Source organism: Roseovarius sp. MS2 (assembly GCF_051447875.1).
Taxonomy (GTDB): Bacteria; Pseudomonadota; Alphaproteobacteria; order Rhodobacterales; family Rhodobacteraceae; genus Roseovarius; species Roseovarius mucosus_A.
Map to the genome: position 1 here is coordinate 49,032 of NZ_JBKHVF010000003.1, position 16,552 is coordinate 65,583.

The window sequence follows — 16,552 nt, forward strand, 5'->3', positions numbered from 1 at the left end:
GGAAAACGTCGCAACGACCCTTGAGCCGTCAGGGGTGGATTCACAAACGAAGTGCAAATTCTGTATCAAAACATAATGTTGCATGGAGGATGTCGAATGGGACGCTGCTACCCTCACCGGAGTTTGGAAGAGCGCCGGAAGCTTGCCGAGTGGCGTGAAGCCAAAATGCCGGTTCCAGAGATGGCGGATCGGCTGGGTCGTGCTCCGTCCACGATCTATCGCGCACTGAAGCGCAATTACTATCGCGACAAAGAATTGCCGGAGCTGAATGGCTATCACGCGTTAAATGCGCAGGACATGTACAAATGTCGCCGTGCGATCCATCGCAAGATGATTATGCATCCTGAGTTGAAAGCTGCGGTGGAAGAGCGGCTCAAGGCTGGTCGGTCACGCGAGCAGATCGCAGGCCGGATGCGGCTCGAACGTCATCCGATCCGGGTGACCCACGATACGATATAACGCTTCGCCTATTCGAAAGATGGCCGCGACGAGCAATTCTATCGCCGTCGCCGTAGACCGGGCGGCCATCGCGGGCCCCCTAACAGAAAGGTACGGTTGAGAACACGAACAACAGACTCCGAAAGTACCTGCCCAGATCCACTGAGCCGACGGCGCTGACAAATCGATATTTGAGGTCGATTTGTCAGCGCCTCAATTCAACGCCGCGCAAGTGTCTAGGTTACAACACACCCGCGGAAGTCTTCGAAGCCAATCTGATGGGAATTCAGAAGTGGCTGAGCTAAAAGAACAAAAATTGTGTGTCAGCTTGAGCTAACAGCAGAGGTGGATTCACTCCCGCTGGTGCATGCCTCAGCTGATCAACTTTCTCGACCAGGGTGAATTGGTTTGGCATTGTTAAACTATAAAAATACAGTGACTTATTCCACGGCGACCTGCACCGACTTCCAGACAAGACCCTCGGCCAGTACCGCCGGCTCGGCCTGATTGAGTTGCACCCAGACAGCTCTGGTCAGTGGTTAGAAAAACGAGGATTTCCCCAACTAATTCGTAACTCAAGGACGACGTTGCCATGCCACCCGACTTTCTTGACCTAGTCCACCCACTTCGGACGGTACATGTACAGGGCGCCGCTGAACGCCTCTCTCCAGACATCGCGCACCGGCGACAGTAGGCTGTCCGCATCCTGCTCCTTCCGAAGGGCCTTGCGCCAGCCAAACAGCGGCGGCGGCGAAATTCCCAAGTGCTACGCCAGCGTGAAACATTCACGCCAAACTACAGCAACGCCAAACTACAGCGCTGCAACTAAAGTGCACGCCTTGAAGTCACCCAGTCATCGATGGCGCCCCCAACGGGAGCACCATCGAAACGCTTAATTAAGGCCAGAATCAAATGCAAGCTAGCTGTCGCAGGCATGAAACCTCAGCGCAAGGCAAACTCCACCAGCCAATCTCGAACCGTCTACGTCGCTAACCCAAGGGGTCTCCTTGCCGGTTCGAGTTGGGTTTAGCCGTGCCGTTTCTTTGAGTCCGGGCCCAATCTCAGTGTGATTATTGCCAAAACACGAACATTAAGCAACTTTTGGGATGATTTTGTACAAAATTGATCACTTCAAGTCTCAACAGTGAAAAATATAATGCTTAAAAAGCAATCAGTTGCTCCTATTTCACTCCTTTCTGTCAGCTAGGTATTGCGAAAGTATGTAAACATAATCAAAAGTTTCCGGCAGGTACTAAAGAATGTATCGAACGCCCAAAGGGGGTGTGAATGCGCAAATTGCGGGGTGCGTGCTTGAACATGGAAATCATTAGGTGCCCTGCCGTCTCGCTTCATCCTTGGGTTGATCTATTCAATCGCATGGTTGTGGCGAATGCCTAGTTGAAATTTGAGGGTTGAAACAATGAGACACGAACAAATCGCTACAGAAAGCGGAAACATGCATCACGTGGATGTCCGTAGTGAAGACATAAAATCAATGTCGAAAGTGGGCAACGATCTTATACTCGTTTTGATCGACGGGGAAGAGGTTGTTATCACGGATTATTTCCTAGAGACCGCAGACGGAAATAGTAACCAGCTAGTGCTTCTGGACGGCCCGTTCGAAGTCTTGCCGGCAAGCCAGGGAAAGCCTCAGGAAGTTCTAAGCACTCAAGGCGAGGAGACGCTAATACCTGGCACGGATGCTGCGATCGCGGGTGGCATCGCCGCTCTTGGCGGGCTCTTGCTGATAGCAGTTTCTGGCGGCAGCAGCAGCGGTTCACAACCGACCGATCCCACGGACCCGACCGATCCCACGGACCCGACCGATCCCACGGACCCGACCGATCCCACGGACCCGACCGATCCCACGGACCCGACCGATCCCACGGACCCGACCGATCCCACGGACCCGACCGATCCCACGGACCCGACCGATCCCACGGACCCGACCGATCCACGGACCCGACCGATCCCACGGACCCGACCGATCCCACGGACCCGACCGATCCCACGGACCCGACCGATCCCACCGACCCGACCGATCCACGGACCCGACCGATCCCACGGACCCGACCGATCCCACGGACCCGACCGATCCCACGGACCCGACCGATCCTACGGACCCGACCGATCCCACGGACCCGACCGATGATCAAACTGGCATTCTTGATCCGGTTATTGGCGACGGCGGACTGCTCGGGGATGTCACCGGTAACGATGGCCTTCTCGGCGACGTGACTGGCTCGGACGGGCTGCTTGGCGATCTGATCGGCAATGACGGGCTGCTTGGCGCCATTACCGGCTCGGACGGGTTGGTTGGCGATCTGACCGGAGAGGGGCTGATTGGCGACCCCGGCGCCGAGAGCGAACTGGGTGACGGTTTGCTTGACCCGATCCTGGCCGATGATGGCCTGCTTGGTCCGATCACCGGCGACAACGGTGTCCTGGGTGCGCTGACCGGCTCTGAGGGCTTGGTTGGCAATCTGATCGGCAACGACGGAACGCTGGGAGGCCTCACTGGCGAGGATGGTCTCGTGGGCAGCCTGCTTGGCGAAGGTCTGATCGGGGATCCGGCCGACGGTGGCACCCCGGGCGACGGCGGCGGTCTGCTGGATCCGATCATTGGGGAGGATGGCCTTGTCGGCGGCCTGCTCGGTGGCGACGGCGGCGGTCTGCTGGATCCGATCATTGGGGAGGATGGCCTTGTCGGCGGCCTGCTCGGTGGCGACGGCGGCGGTCTGCTGGATCCGATCACTGGGGAGGATGGCCTTGTCGGCGGCCTGCTCGGTGGCGACGGCGGCGGTCTGCTGGATCCGATCACTGGCGAGGATGGCCTCGTCGGCGGCCTGCTCGGTGGCGACGGCGGCGGTCTGCTGGATCCGATCATTGGGGAGGATGGGCTTGTCGGCGGCCTGCTCGGTGGCGACGGCGGCGGTCTGCTGGATCCGATCACTGGCGAGGATGGCCTTGTCGGCGGCCTGCTCGGTGGCGACGGCGGCGGTCTGCTGGATCCGATCACTGGGGAGGATGGCCTTGTCGGCGGCCTGCTCGGTGGCGACGGCGGCGGTCTGCTGGATCCGATCACTGGCGAGGATGGCCTTGTCGGCGGCCTGCTCGGTGGCGACGGCGGCGGTCTGCTTGGCAGCCTGCTCGATCCGGTGACGGGTGAGGACGGTCTGCTCGGCGGCGGCGGCCTTCTGGGCTAAGCTTGCGCAACGCGACATGAGGACCGGGGAGAAATCCCCGGTCCTCTCTTTTAGGGGGATTAGCCAAACTGCAAGATTTCGAAAACGTCGAGACCCTATACAAAAGGATGGCTTTGGCCGCCTGTAGCTCTTTCTTCATATAATTGATTGTGAATCTGACGACAACTAATGGTCATACCTATCATTATTTGCTAATCGAATGAACAAAGATAGGGAACGGGTGACTCGCACGGATTACACGTTTCTTAAAGAGACACAGAAGGCAGCGTACCAAGGGGATAACCATGATTGAAATTTTCACAAACTCTCGGGAAGGAGACGGAGGTGCTTCCAGAACTGTGGGCACGGAAGTTGTCCTTACCGGAGCATCGGATGTTTATTTCAGTTCCATCACCCCCGGGATCGCATTTTACGAAAAGTCAGGCACTAACCTGATTGTGACCCTTATGGATGGGCGCGAGGTTACCATCAAACGATTCTTTATCGTGGAACCGAGCGGCAATTTCAGCCGGTTGCTGAAAGAGGCCAACGGTGAAGAGGAAGTGACTGGGCTGCTAGCGCCGGAGCCGGTTTCCGCCGTTCCGCGCCTCGAAGAAACAGAGGCTTCAGAGGAAGCCATTCCTGAGGACATGCCCGTCACGGAGGCTCGTAGCTCTGAAGCGGATCAGGCTGTCGTAAGCGCAGATACTGGGGAAACCAACGCGGCCACTCCGGGCGCTTCGCCTCCCGGGGATGATGATGCGGATCAGGGCGTGCGGATTGCCCCCAGCACGCTCGACAAGATATTCGTCGGTAGCGCAGGGATTGGCACCCTTGCCTTGATGAGTGATAATGTTAGCGGGTCCGGCGATAATCGTGAAGCGCCCCCGCTTAACCCGCAGGCCCCACCGCGCACGGAAGTACAGGGCGATCAGGCAGAACCAACAGGTGCCGGCGACCCGGTAGAGTCCACAGATCCAAGCGACCCGGTGGAGTCGGCAAATCCGAGCGGCCCGGTGGAGTCGGCAAATTCGAGCGGCCCGGTAGAGTCGGCAAATCCGGACAACCCGAACGATCCGACGATCCCAGGGGGGCTCGACGCTCAGCAAGCCGGTATTCTTGCCCCTATTATCAACGAAGATGGTTTGCTCGGGGGGCTATCGGGGGCGATTGAATCGTTGCTCGGAAGAGACAACCTTTTGGGCAATCTAATTGGCGATGACACCGCGACCTCTGATCTGACGGGCGCGGAGGGCGTCGCGGGCAACCTGAGTGATAACAATCTGCTTCAAGCTTCTACTGACGAGGCTGCAGCTACGTTTAGTGGGCTCTTTGATTCACTTTTGGGCGAGACGGACTCTGTCAGTGGTTTGCTTGTCGGTGACGGTGACCCGCTCAGCTCATTGCTTGATAATGACGATCTATTCGGCGGAAATCTGGTTTGATGTTGGCCATGGTACGAATGCGACCTGGCACGCGCATCTGGGGCACACCTGAGATGCGCGCGAGAACGCAGTGCCACCTTCTTCTTACGAAACAGTCTTACAGGAGTGCCTCGGACGGTCAGACTCATGTAGCCGAAAGCGGAAAGAACGCCGCAACGTCAGGTTCGTGAGATGAAACCCTCACGCGGAGCCGCACTCTTACCGTCGTTCATCGCGATGCTGGTCATTGTGACACCGGCTTTGGTCTTTGCGCAGGATATTCGTCAGGCGGTTATCCTCGGGACAGCACGGGATCCGGGTATTGCAGCTCTTCGACAAAAAGTGGCACGAGAGTCCTCCAACATTGAGATTATAAAGAGCGCCCGGCGCCCGCAGGTCAGTGTCTCGGGGGATACAGGGGGGGATGAATCCGCCAGTCTCGGATTGAATGTGACGGTTTCGCAGCTTTTGACGGACTGGGGTTTGACAAAAAGCAGGTTGAACGCTGCGGAGTCTGAGCGCGTCAAGGTTGTGGCCCAACTTAAGATGGAAGTGGAGAACTTTACGCTTGATGTGGCGGAACTCTATTTCGATATTCATACAGCCCAACGAAAGCTTGACAGGGCCATGGAGTATCAGAAGTTTGCGATACGGCTCGCGGACTTGTCGAAAGAACGGGCGGAGGCCGGGTTGGCCAATAACTCCGATGTGGCGCGAGCGCATCTTGAGATTTCGCGCGCCGAAGACGAAGTATTCCAGCGCAAAGCTGATGTTAGCATCGCCAAAGCAGAATTGGAATTCCTTATTCAACAAGCGTTGGCTGATACGCCAACGCCACCGCGATTGAACTTTGCCGCGCGGTTTCAATCAAGCAGTGAGGTAATCACGGCAGCCGTCCAGGCGCCGGACTATTTGTCCGCAAAGGCGGATCGTGACATTGCCCGGAGCGAAGTGGATGCTGCGCGCGCTGCGCGAAAGCCAACAATCCGCCTAGAGGCGACGGTACGCGAGGAATTGTCCGGAGGTCGGGGGAGATCAAGCGCGGCGGGGATCACCGCCGGTGTTGATCTCAATTCCAGCAGCTTTCGAGGGACGGCCATAGTTGCTGCAGAGCAAAATTTGCGTGCATCAGAACAAACCCTGCAGTCAGTGGAACGAAAACTGCAACGCGAAGTGCGGTTTTACGTGGAGCGATTGGCATCCCTTGAGTCGCTTCAGCAGTCATTGGCAACTCAGGCAGACCAATCGCAGATCGTATTGGACGCATATGAAGAACAGTTTGTTGCCGGACAACGCGATTTGAATGATTTGCTTCTAACCGGACGTGACTTATTTGAGGCACAAACATCCGTTATTGATGTATCAGACCAACTTTTGCGCGAAGAGTATGCAGCGTTCCACTCCATTGGTATGCTTGGACCAGTTCTTTTGGAGAGTAAGAGGTCACAGTGATGGGTATAATCCGGCATGACGTTTGGCGTCTACAGTGAGATAGAGGTGACGACAATGCCGTCAGAACGTGAACATGATCCTCTCGTTGTCGGGCTGGTAGAGCTGTGCCGCTGCCATGGCAAGGAGGTCTCGATCAGTCGCATAACGAACGGAATCGAGTTGAGCGACGAAGGCAGGTTTCTGCTGCACAGTGCGCCCAAGGCGCTGCGGCGGGCCAATATGGCTGGAAAGGTTGTGCGAATTGCGCTTAATGCCATTTCCGATCATGCGCTGCCGGCCCTTCTGGTGCTCGACGGGGACAGTACGCTTATACTCGAAAATCTGGATGCAGAAGAAGCGACCGTGATACTGCCAGAATCAGGCGGTGGGCGCTCAAAGATTGCTAGGAAAAAACTCGAGGTTATGTACCAAGGTCATGCGGTGATTGCAAAGCCCCTTGACGTTGTGAGTAACCGGGTTGGCAATCTGCTCAACGCTAAGGAGCATCACTGGATCCTCAAGCCCCTTCTCGACAACTGGCCGATCTACAAAGATGTACTCGTAGCTTCTCTCACGGCAAATTTGCTGGCGCTTGCGACGGTGATTTTCGTCATGCAGGTCTATGATCGGGTCGTACCCAATCAGGCCGTCGACACGCTATGGGTTCTGGCGAGCGGTGTCGGCTTGGCCATAATTATGGAGTTTGTGCTAAGGGTGATGCGTGCCCGGTTGATCGACATTTCTGGTCGCGACCTCGACCTGCGCCTGTCCAAACAATTGTTTCACCGCGTCGTTAACTTGCGCCTGTCACATCAACCAAAATCGGTTGGGGTTTTTGCAAACCAGATCCGCGATTTTTCCTCTGTGCGCGAGTTTTTCACCGCAAATACCGTCGCGGCGATCTGTGACTTGCCATTCGTTCTGATTTTCATTGGCGTATTATGGTTCATCGGCGGGCCTATTGCGATTGTTGTTGTTTTGGGGACGGTTGCGATCTTGCTGCCGGGGGCAGCCTTGCAAAAGTACTTGGCTCGTATGTCCCGGCAGAACACAAGGGAGAGTTCCGCACTGAACGGGCTTTTGCTCGAAGCGGTTTCGAGCCTCGAGAGCGTCAAGGCGGCACGGGCCGAACTCCGGCTTGAGAAGGCATATGGCCAGTTGAACGCTGCAATGGCAGGGTCGGCGACTCGGACCCGACAGGTAACGGCGCTTTTGACCCAAGGTGCCTCGAGTATGCAGCAGATTACCTATGTTGCTTTGATCGTTACGGGTGTATATTTGATAAACGCTGGCAATCTGACCGTTGGAGGCCTTATCGCCTGCTCCATTCTGAGCGGCCGCACGCTGTCGCCTGTCGGACAGATAAGCGGTCTGTTGGCGCGGTGGCAATACGTGAAATCGTCCATGGAAAACCTCGACGAGATCATGAAAATGCCAATCGAGCGTGATGACGACCGACATTACATTCGTGCTGATGTCCTGCGTGGCGAATATGAGCTGGAGGGCGTGGGTTTCAGCCACGACCGCGAACAAGGTGACACCCTGTCCATAGCATCGCTCAAAATCGACGCCGGCGAGCATGTTGCGCTGTTAGGGAGCAACGGGGCGGGAAAATCCACGCTTCTCCGTCTGCTCGCGGGCCTTCTCGAGAGTAAATCTGGGTCTGTGCGCATCGACAATCTTTCGATCAATCAGATTGACCCGATCGATCGTCGCCGCCAGATTGGCTATCTACCGCAAAGCGTGGCCCTGTTCCAAGGTACACTGCGCGACAACCTTTGTCTTGATCATGGGCTTCACAGCGACGATGATATGTTTGCGGCATTGGATGCAGTTGGACTCGGGCCCTTTGTACGCAAGCATGTGCGTGGGCTTGATCTGGTGATCCACAGTTCGGGAAATGTTTCTGGCGGGCAAAAGCAGGCAATCGGCCTTGCCCGCGTCATCCTGCAAGACCCCTCTGTCGTCATTCTGGATGAACCCACCTCGGCTTTTGACAGCATCAATGAGCAGCATGTGATTCGCTTTATGAGCGAATGGCTCAAAGGGCGGACGGCGATTATTTCGACGCACAAAAAAGACATTCTGTCTCTGGCATCTCGCGCTGTCGTTCTGAAGCACGGAAGCATTGCGCATGATGGGAGCGTGGGCGAAATGCTGTCGCTCGCCAATAAATCTACCGTGTCGCAAGACACGAACCTAAAGGCTGTAAAGTGACCACCGCCGCTGATAAACTCCTGGACGATCTGGACGGAACGTCCCGGTCCCAGAGCCGTTACGTGGCGCGGCAGACTATATGGTGTGTCTTTGCGGCACTGCTGACAGCGGTTGTTTGGGCCGCCCTCGCACCAATCAACATGATCACCCGCGGTGAGGGAACCGTCATCCCCATGCAGCGAACCCAAGTTATCCAAAGCCTTGAGGGCGGCCTTATCTCGGCCTTTCACGTGCGCGAAGGCGATGTCGTGAAGGCTGGTGAGGTTCTTGTGACTATTGACGAGACTCGATTTAGGTCTGCCTATCTCGAAACCGCTGCGGAAATTGCAACGCTGGAAGCAGAAATAGCGCGTCTGGAAGCGGAAGTGATGGAGCGGGATCAGGTTGTTTTTCCCGAAGACAGCGAAGCGAAGCATGAAACCCGCAACAATGAACTAATGCTGTTCAACGCAAGGCGCGCCAAGTTGGAGGACTCGGTCGCCTCGCTGGAAGAGGAACGGCGGATTATCAACGAACAGATTGCGATCACGGAGCCTCTGACCACATCTGGGTCTGTCAGCCGGGTGGAATTGTTCCGGCTTCAGCAACAAGTAGCCGCGCTGTCAGGTAAGATTGCCGGATTACGCAACGCCTATGTGCAAGAGGCATATGATGATATGGTTGAAAAAAAAGCGAGATTGCTGTCCCTTCAGCAAGTGTTGCTCCAGAGAAAAGATCAACTTGACAGAACCAAAATCAGAGCACAGGTGACCGGGCGCGTAAACAACGTCAACATCAATACCGTAGGTGGCGTGGTGCAACCTGGTGATCAAATCATGGAAGTCACCCCCATTGATGATGAGTTACTTATCGAAACCCGCATTGTTCCCCGAGATGTAGCCTTTGTGACGCCGGGGATGGAGGCAAGCGTCAAGCTGACGGCCTATGATTTCTCAATCTACGGTGATTTGCGCGGAAATGTCGTTCGGATCAGTGAGGATACGGTTGACGAAGAGAGTATATCGGGCACAAAGTCATATTATCGTGTAATGGTCAGAGCGAAACAGAACTTCCTTGAAGCTAAGGGAGAACAATATCCAATTCGACCGGGAATGATCGCAAATGTTGATATCGAAACGGGACGCAGGTCCGTGCTTGGCTATCTGCTGAGGCCATTGCTACAGGCACAACTCAGATGAAAGTAAGAGCGTGGCACGTTGTAACACTTTGCGGGAAACGCACACTAAACATCCTTACCGAAGCGCGCGGCTCAAAAGCGGGCACGGTGCTGAGCCTTCTGACGCTAGCCCTTACTGTTTGGTTTTTCAGTGCAGAGGCCCATGCTCAGGACTTGTTGACCGTCGACGATCAGCGAATCGAGATCAATTTGACCGAAGCGAAGTTTCTCAGACTTGAGGAACCTGCAAAGGCTGTGTTCTTGTCCAATCCAGTGGTGGCGGACATCGACTTTCAATCAGCGAAATATATATATCTCGTAGGTCGCTCAGTGGGAGAGTCCACGCTCTTTATTCTCGGTCAAAATGGTGAGCCAATTATTAGAACGACAGTCTCGGTCGGCGTGAATACAGAGCGTCTGAGCAGAGCGGTGAATAATGCCGTAAGTGGCGGCATGGTCTCTGTCGATGAGATCGAAGGTGCCATTTTTCTGAACGGAAAGGTCGATACGGCCGAGGACCTGCTGACAGCCGAGGACGTACTGGCCATGCTCACAGGTGAAGAAGTGATTATCGTGAACCGTCTGAACCTCGCACAATCTGCGCAGGTGAACCTGCAGGTTAAGATCGCAGAAGTGTCTCGAAACATTCGTGAGGATCTTGGCCTCAATCTTACAGGATCAGGCTCGCGTGGCAATTTCACGCCACCTGCCTCGACTATAGAGAACGGATTTTCAGTGTCGGTCTCGCCTTTTGGGATGAATGGCAGTCTGGTTTTGGATGCCCTATCGCGATCGGGTCTGGTTACGATCCTGTCAGAACCAAACCTCACAACCCGATCGGGTGAAAAGGCTGAGTTTCTCGCCGGTGGTCAAATCCCCTTTCGCGTCGGAGATAGCCAGGATGACACACGCATCCAGCTTGAAAATATCGGCGTGAAACTCGAGTTTACGCCACGCGTCTACGATCGTAGTCGCATCGAGGTCAAGCTAAACACCAGCGTACGAGAGGTCGACACATCCGACTTCGCCCGCAGCGGCAGCATCGGCCCGGCCCTTACAGAACGGAGCGCGTCAACTACTGTCGAAATCGGTTCCGGTCAGAGTTTTGCGATCGCAGGTCTGTTTCAATCCTCGAACAGACAAGCTCTTCAAGGCTTTCCTGGGCTGTCCAAGCTGCCGATCATCGGTGCGCTTTTCCGGTCATCAGAGTTCTCGCGAGGAGAAACTGAACTGATTATCATCGTCACACCCTATCTGGTTGATCCGACAGATCCAGCCAATCTCTCAACGACCTTCGAAGAAATCAACCCTGTAGGCAGCGGGTTTGAACAATGGGGCACAGGACGCCTGACGCGCCCTTCGGTGGCCCCTGACAGGGGTGGTTCGCGGGTGCGTCCCGCAGGCGCAGGTTTCAGACTTCAATGAAGGGGCTGTGTCTGTCTTTCGTCTTGGGTTCCGCTATGGCTCTTACAGGCTGCGCGCAATCTGAAAGTCCGAGGGGGGTCGTAGATCGCCTCACTCCGCAAACAGCAGAAGCTGTGCATTTCTACACGTTCAACGAATGTACCGGCACCTTGGCCGGTGGCGAGCAAAGCCGGATTTTGACCTTTCTCCAGGAACTCCGGCTTGACGCGGAAGATGTGATTATTGTTGGTTTGCCGAAAGGGCGCAATCCAACACGGGATGTGCAGCGTCGTGCCAGAATGGAGCAACTTCTGAGTGGCCAAGCCGCTCAGGTACGGTTTATCGGAGAACGGGATTTTAGAACCGATTGTCGATCGCAGAGCGAGGGCGTTATTCGTGTTGTTAGGGTTCTGTCGGTCAGGGCGGAATGTCTGGATCGAGACATCGATTTTGGCTGTGCGTCAGCGCGCAATCTTGCAGCAATGTTATCCAACAAATCGGACAGCTATCTGCCGCGTCAAACCAAGCGCAGCTTGCGCGGACCCTCATCCACCAACACGCGATCAGGTTCGGTGAACTGATATGCCCGTATCTCGAATCCAAAAGGCACTAAGACGCTTGAGTGGAGATTGCACCGGAGCGGTCACGGTGGAGTTTGTGATTCTCTTTCCGGCATTGATTCTGTTCTTGATCTTTATCGTCGGTGTCACTCTATACCTCGGGATAGCGAGTGATGTACAACAGGCAGTCCAGCGCCTTGCACGGGCCTCAGTGGGCATCCAATATGGCCCAGCACCCGTGGGCGACCTGTGCGCAAGGCTAAGTACGGAAGTGCTTGATAGGATCATCGAACAGAGCCCTTTCTTGCAGATCGACAATGTGGTGTTTCCGACTAGCTGCGCGGACCAGCCGGATGAGTCCGGCACCGTCACCCTCACACTTGTCTATAATGTGCCCGTAGGTGTGGTCCACACTGTCGCAGATCTTCTCGGCTCCGGGATGGCCAGAATTGAACGATCAGCGACCATCGACTTGTAACGGGAACGTCTGAATGGTCGCTTCAGTCATCAAGCTCGATTGTAGTCTCTGCCAAGCTTTTTCTGAGCACGCTTATAACATGTTGCATGGCGGGACTCGTCATCGGCTTGACGTGTGAAACGGCCTGAACGATCCGCAATCGGTCATTCAAGCGCACCAGCCCGATCAAACTCAACGCCCCGAGGACCGAGTGGATCTCTTTGTAGAGGTCATCGTCGAAGCCATCTCTTTCGATGAGCGTGACAAGTGCCGCGGTTTGGGCAAGGGCTTGCCGCATCAGACGGCGGGTTTCATCCCGACCGAGATCTTCGTAGAGGTCTTCAACCGTCTGCCGCGCCACAACAGGGAGGGAACACTCTTGGCCGGATGTCACTCGCTCCGCCAATAGGTCCGAAAGTCGCTGTCGCAAGCTAATCGGCGAAATGGGCTTGAGAAGAACGTCCTTCATGCCAGTCCGCAGACAGGCCGTGCGCCATTTTTCATCAATCTCACCGCTCAATCCGACAAGTATCGGGCCAGCGTCAGCATTGGCTGCCAGTAGGGCGCAGGCCAGATCCAACCCATCCATGACCGGCATCGACAAATCCATCAGCACCAGATCAACCGGTTCGCCGAAAGTAAGTCGATCAAGCGCCAGAGCCCCGTTCTCCACCGCTTCCGCTCGCGACCCGCTCTTGGCGAGCAAATGAACAAACAACGTGCGATTGGTATCATTATCCTCGACTATGAGGATGCGCGCATTCTTGAGGGGATCCAAGCCGGACATGTCGTTCGCAGCCGGCGGTAAGTATTTTGACTTCGAATCTGGAGTACAAATGACGGGCAGAAAAAACTTGACGGTGATATGCGTACCGGTCTTTGCATGGCTCTCTACCGTCATCTGGCCGTCAAGGTATGCAAGGGCTCGGTGAATGATGCGGCTGCCTAAACCGCCCCCGCGAACCTCATGTTTAGAAGAGGGCCGATGGGTCTCGGGCTTGAGCAGATAATTCCGATCTTCTGCCGACATTCCGTGTCCCGTATCAGACACTTCAATCGTTACGGCATAATGCTCTGGGAGGCTTAGGAACTCTTCCTTAAGCGTGATACTGATCACGCCGTTCTGGGTGGATTTGATCGCATTGCTAACTAAGTTTCGGACAATCGATTCCACCGCCTGCCGCTGACTGGCAGAGCAAGGTACAGACTGTTTCGTCAGAAAACTGATATGGCTCCCGTTACGCTGCGCAAGAGGCTCGAGGCGATATGCGATCCTCTTTATGATTTCAGCGACAGAATTGCTATCCATGTCTTCCGATGGTCGGTGGTATCGAGACGGGACAGCCGCCATCATGTCATTAAATATTTCCAGAACTGCACCGCAAGCTTCGATGATCTGATCGCTCAGGTTGGTTCTGGCCGCATCAGGGATTAGATCCGCCTCAGACATAAGCGCAGCTGAGGCTGAAATCGACTGAAGCTCGGTGCGGGCATCGTGGATTCCATAAGAGAAAGCGTCCAAAATGCCCTGATCTAACGAAGGGAGTTGCAAAAGAAAAAGCTTGCCATCTAAGGTGGGGACTGCGCTGAGCGTGCCTAGAATGGAACGTTTACCAAAACGCAGTGTAATCTCTTCAGTTCTCGGCACCCTTGACACATGTTGGCTGTGATCGGTCCAATCCGCCATAAGCTTTGGCACGCCACTTTGGGCAACCATTGAGCTCATGGTGGGACTGCTTGCCAGCCACGAACCGGCCTCATCGATCAGAGCCATTGGATAGCTTGCTGTCTCAACAATCAGCCTTGCATGCGCGCTAAGGCGGCCAATCTCATCCCTACGGGCATGTTCTGTTGGGTCCATGCTATCCTCTTCGCTGAAACGCGCTCGCCACACAACTCGATACGTTTCTGATTTTTGTTATTCGACAAGGGGTCATCACGCCCCGGACCACATGTTGAAACTTGATTGTCATGTTGCAAGCGGATTTCAAAGCGTGCCGATTTTCTTGATCCATCTGTTCGGATTGAACCTCATTCTGGCTCTTTTTTGCTGGAGACCGCGTAGAACCACGGCTGTATCTCAATCCAGCTCATGGTTTAGTTGAACAGCATGTAACCCACCGGTTTGCCGGCAAGAAACTGCTCTCTGATACGCATATACTTGCGTACCGTCGCGTCGATCTCGATTGTGGACATGCTGCCTTCGAGAAGAGCGCGCGCATCGTTCATGCGCGAATCCAGCACCAAGGCCAGCGCCATGTTGCTGCGAACCAACTCGTCATTCTCGGGGTCACGCATCAGATCCTGCATGATAGTCAGGCCCGCACCAATTTGCCCCGAAAGAACGAGATTAAGCGCGTAGTTATTCAACAGAATGAAATTCGTCGGGTAGAGTCCCACGGCGCTACGATAGACTGCGTTCGCTTCGTCGTGGCGAGACAGAAAATCCAAAGCGACCCCCTTACCCGTCAACGCCGAGAGATTCCGCCGGTCAATATCCAGAGCCCTGTCGTAATGAGTGATGGCTCTTTCCGGGTGCAGGCGCAGCACTTCCAAGTGCCCAAGCTCAATCAAGACTTCGGGATTTCGCTTGTCCAGTGTACGCGCCCGGGTAAAGGCCAGCTCCGCTCGGCTAGTCTGATCCAAGGCCATATAAGCACGGCCAAGACCAAGATAGGCTTCGGCAGAGTCCGGTTGCGTCTGTGCCGCACGCTCGAACAGCCGTGCGGCCTCCTGATAGGCCCCCCCAGAATACACAGCCTGCGCGACCTCAACCGCTTCGTCGCCATCGGAGCTTGCGGATGACACCTGAAAAGTGCCTTCAAGGGCGGCGCATCCACTCAATACAACAGCAAGGCCGACAGGCGCCAGAAAACGCGTGAAATAGCCAATCCTCATCCGCGCCTCCCTTTTTCTCTCACGCCGCACTCCCCTTTCCTGAAAATCGGTTAGATTATTACAATAAAATCAAAAGTTTGTAGAAATACTGAGACCAAAGGTCTGCTCATCATCACCAGAGGCTTTCTGTATAGGTTTGGCGACATACATCGATAACGGGACGTTCCCGAGTTGTAAGGTAAGCGACACCCCGACCGAGGATCGCCAGCTCAGGCCGTCATCTACCGTCCCTCCAAGGGTATCCGAAATATCCCATGTGGTCCCGACGTCAATGAAGCTACTGACCCGCGCGGGCACGCTAAAAAGATCCCCGACGCTCTGCTGCAACTCGGCGCTTGCGACGACATACTTTTGTCCACCCAAAAAGTCGGAACCGTCCCTTGGTCCGATACCGCGTGGTGCAAACCCCCGCAAATTTGTGCCCCCGACGAAGAACCTGTCAGAAATCCGCGGCGAGCGCCCCGACAGAGACTCAACATACCCGATCGCGGCTCGGAGATTGAGATCAAGGTTGCCAGACACCAGCGTCACGCGCGAACTCCCCTCCAATTCGGAGCGGCTAACAACGGCGTCCTGGCCGATATCAAAAAAGTGCTGTGTTGCAGAGACCTGCCAGGTCTCTTCTTTGAACTGATAGCCGAACCGCAAATAGACACCGCGGTCCGTTCCGTCATCGGCAAGAACCAATGCACTAGCTGCGGGGTCAATATCAAAGACAGAGTCGCTTCGAAACCCCAATCCGACCTCAACCCGCCCGCGCCCGAATCGTCGCGCCACAAACTGTTCGACCGTCACTCGCCGTGTACTAAACCGCCGGTCGTCATACTCGGTCTGGATCGCGAGCAAATCAATCCCGGCGTCCCAGCCATCGCCAAACATATCTGTTCGATACAAATTTGTTTCCAGCGATGCAAACTCGTTCGAAAATTGCAACTCGACGGCACCGAATGTCTTTGGAAAAATGTTGTAACGCTCGAAATAGAGGCTTCCGACCAGCCCTTCACCGCTGTCAATCTGCAAACCAAGCTCAATCCGGCCGGGCCGCGGGTTCACTTCAGTTACGTCTACGATCATCGTCCCATTCTCGGGATAGAGTTCAACGCTTGAAAATTTCCCTGTGGAAATGAGACAATCACGTGCAAAGCTTACCTCCTCTGCATTGAGGCCCTCTTCAGAAGAATAACCGCAAGCTGTCAGGATTTCGTCCTCTTGCAGAAACTGGTTTCCGCGCACTTCCATCGTGTCGTAAAACTGTGCTACTGTCGAATAAGTGGATAGCAAAAGCAGCGCAAACGCAGAGGCTCCGAAAACAATCCATCCCTTTGTTGCGGGCATCGCAATTCCTTCCATTCATACATCTCGTTACCCTGGAACGAGGGTCT

At 55.1% G+C, this 16,552-nt stretch carries 12 protein-coding genes and 1 pseudogene; 10 read left to right on the forward strand and 3 right to left on the reverse strand.

Going from position 1 to position 16,552, the window contains the following annotated elements:
- Nucleotides 1-96: 96 nt before the first annotated feature.
- The 10 genes and pseudogenes from ACLGGT_RS20910 (at nucleotide 97) to ACLGGT_RS20955 (ending at nucleotide 12,293) form a co-directional block, all read left to right on the forward strand.
- Nucleotides 97-743 (forward strand): annotated as a pseudogene (locus ACLGGT_RS20910) (transposase).
- A gap of 1,151 nt (nucleotides 744-1,894) precedes the next feature.
- Entirely contained in the window at nucleotides 1,895-2,590 is a 696-nt protein-coding gene (locus ACLGGT_RS20915) for a BapA/Bap/LapF family prefix-like domain-containing protein (RefSeq protein ID WP_437197609.1), read from the forward strand.
- A gap of 82 nt (nucleotides 2,591-2,672) precedes the next feature.
- On the forward strand, nucleotides 2,673-3,644 hold the full coding sequence (locus ACLGGT_RS20920; protein ID WP_437197548.1) for a hypothetical protein: 972 nt from the start codon (nucleotides 2,673-2,675) through the stop codon (nucleotides 3,642-3,644).
- 284 nt (nucleotides 3,645-3,928) lie between these two features.
- The gene (locus tag ACLGGT_RS20925) at nucleotides 3,929-5,068 is read left to right on the forward strand and encodes a hypothetical protein (RefSeq protein ID WP_437197549.1); all 1,140 of its coding nucleotides are present in this window, start codon (nucleotides 3,929-3,931) and stop codon (nucleotides 5,066-5,068) included.
- A 171-nt stretch (nucleotides 5,069-5,239) separates the two neighbouring features.
- Complete coding sequence (locus ACLGGT_RS20930) at nucleotides 5,240-6,499, forward strand: TolC family protein (RefSeq protein WP_437197550.1); 1,260 nt, start codon at nucleotides 5,240-5,242, stop codon at nucleotides 6,497-6,499.
- 15 nt (nucleotides 6,500-6,514) lie between these two features.
- The gene (locus tag ACLGGT_RS20935) at nucleotides 6,515-8,695 is read left to right on the forward strand and encodes a type I secretion system permease/ATPase (RefSeq protein ID WP_437197551.1); all 2,181 of its coding nucleotides are present in this window, start codon (nucleotides 6,515-6,517) and stop codon (nucleotides 8,693-8,695) included.
- Nucleotides 8,692-9,873: an HlyD family efflux transporter periplasmic adaptor subunit gene (locus ACLGGT_RS20940; protein WP_437197552.1), complete on the forward strand. Its 1,182-nt coding sequence runs from the start codon at nucleotides 8,692-8,694 to the stop codon at nucleotides 9,871-9,873. The genes ACLGGT_RS20935 and ACLGGT_RS20940 overlap by 4 nt, the downstream gene beginning before the upstream one ends.
- Entirely contained in the window at nucleotides 9,870-11,276 is a 1,407-nt protein-coding gene (locus ACLGGT_RS20945; RefSeq protein WP_437197553.1) for a type II and III secretion system protein family protein, read from the forward strand. Before ACLGGT_RS20940 ends, ACLGGT_RS20945 begins: the two co-directional genes overlap by 4 nt.
- Nucleotides 11,273-11,836, forward strand: coding sequence for a hypothetical protein (locus ACLGGT_RS20950; RefSeq protein ID WP_437197555.1), 564 nt, complete (start codon nucleotides 11,273-11,275; stop codon nucleotides 11,834-11,836). The genes ACLGGT_RS20945 and ACLGGT_RS20950 overlap by 4 nt, the downstream gene beginning before the upstream one ends.
- A gap of 67 nt (nucleotides 11,837-11,903) precedes the next feature.
- A complete protein-coding gene (locus tag ACLGGT_RS20955; RefSeq protein ID WP_437197557.1) occupies nucleotides 11,904-12,293 on the forward strand; it encodes a hypothetical protein in 390 nt (129 codons plus the stop codon).
- Nucleotides 12,294-12,315: 22 nt separating this feature from the next.
- On the opposite strand, the gene ACLGGT_RS20960 is transcribed toward ACLGGT_RS20955, so the two are convergent.
- The 3 genes from ACLGGT_RS20960 to ACLGGT_RS20970 all read right to left on the reverse strand — a co-directional run bounded on the left by ACLGGT_RS20960 (nucleotide 12,316) and on the right by ACLGGT_RS20970 (nucleotide 16,520).
- Nucleotides 12,316-14,133 carry a hybrid sensor histidine kinase/response regulator gene (locus ACLGGT_RS20960; protein WP_437197558.1) on the reverse strand — a complete coding sequence of 606 codons (1,818 nt, stop codon included), beginning with the start codon at nucleotides 14,131-14,133 and terminating at the stop codon, nucleotides 12,316-12,318.
- A gap of 236 nt (nucleotides 14,134-14,369) precedes the next feature.
- Nucleotides 14,370-15,170, reverse strand: a complete 801-nt coding sequence (locus ACLGGT_RS20965; protein ID WP_437197560.1) for a tetratricopeptide repeat protein — start codon at nucleotides 15,168-15,170, stop codon at nucleotides 14,370-14,372.
- A 69-nt stretch (nucleotides 15,171-15,239) separates the two neighbouring features.
- Nucleotides 15,240-16,520, reverse strand: a complete 1,281-nt coding sequence (locus tag ACLGGT_RS20970) for a BamA/TamA family outer membrane protein (RefSeq protein ID WP_437197562.1) — start codon at nucleotides 16,518-16,520, stop codon at nucleotides 15,240-15,242.
- Nucleotides 16,521-16,552: the final 32 nt, after the last annotated feature.

Coding starts and splice junctions, on each gene's coding strand:
- ACLGGT_RS20915 (WP_437197609.1), top strand. CDS start 1,895: ATGCATCACGTGGATGTCCGTAGTGAAGACATAAAATCAATGTCGAAA.
- ACLGGT_RS20945 (WP_437197553.1), top strand. CDS start 9,870: ATGAAAGTAAGAGCGTGGCACGTTGTAACACTTTGCGGGAAACGCACA.
- ACLGGT_RS20930 (WP_437197550.1), top strand. CDS start 5,240: ATGAAACCCTCACGCGGAGCCGCACTCTTACCGTCGTTCATCGCGATG.
- ACLGGT_RS20935 (WP_437197551.1), top strand. CDS start 6,515: ATGACGTTTGGCGTCTACAGTGAGATAGAGGTGACGACAATGCCGTCA.
- ACLGGT_RS20950 (WP_437197555.1), top strand. CDS start 11,273: ATGAAGGGGCTGTGTCTGTCTTTCGTCTTGGGTTCCGCTATGGCTCTT.
- ACLGGT_RS20925 (WP_437197549.1), top strand. CDS start 3,929: ATGATTGAAATTTTCACAAACTCTCGGGAAGGAGACGGAGGTGCTTCC.
- ACLGGT_RS20960 (WP_437197558.1), bottom strand. CDS start 14,133: ATGGACCCAACAGAACATGCCCGTAGGGATGAGATTGGCCGCCTTAGC.
- ACLGGT_RS20965 (WP_437197560.1), bottom strand. CDS start 15,170: ATGAGGATTGGCTATTTCACGCGTTTTCTGGCGCCTGTCGGCCTTGCT.
- ACLGGT_RS20970 (WP_437197562.1), bottom strand. CDS start 16,520: ATGGAAGGAATTGCGATGCCCGCAACAAAGGGATGGATTGTTTTCGGA.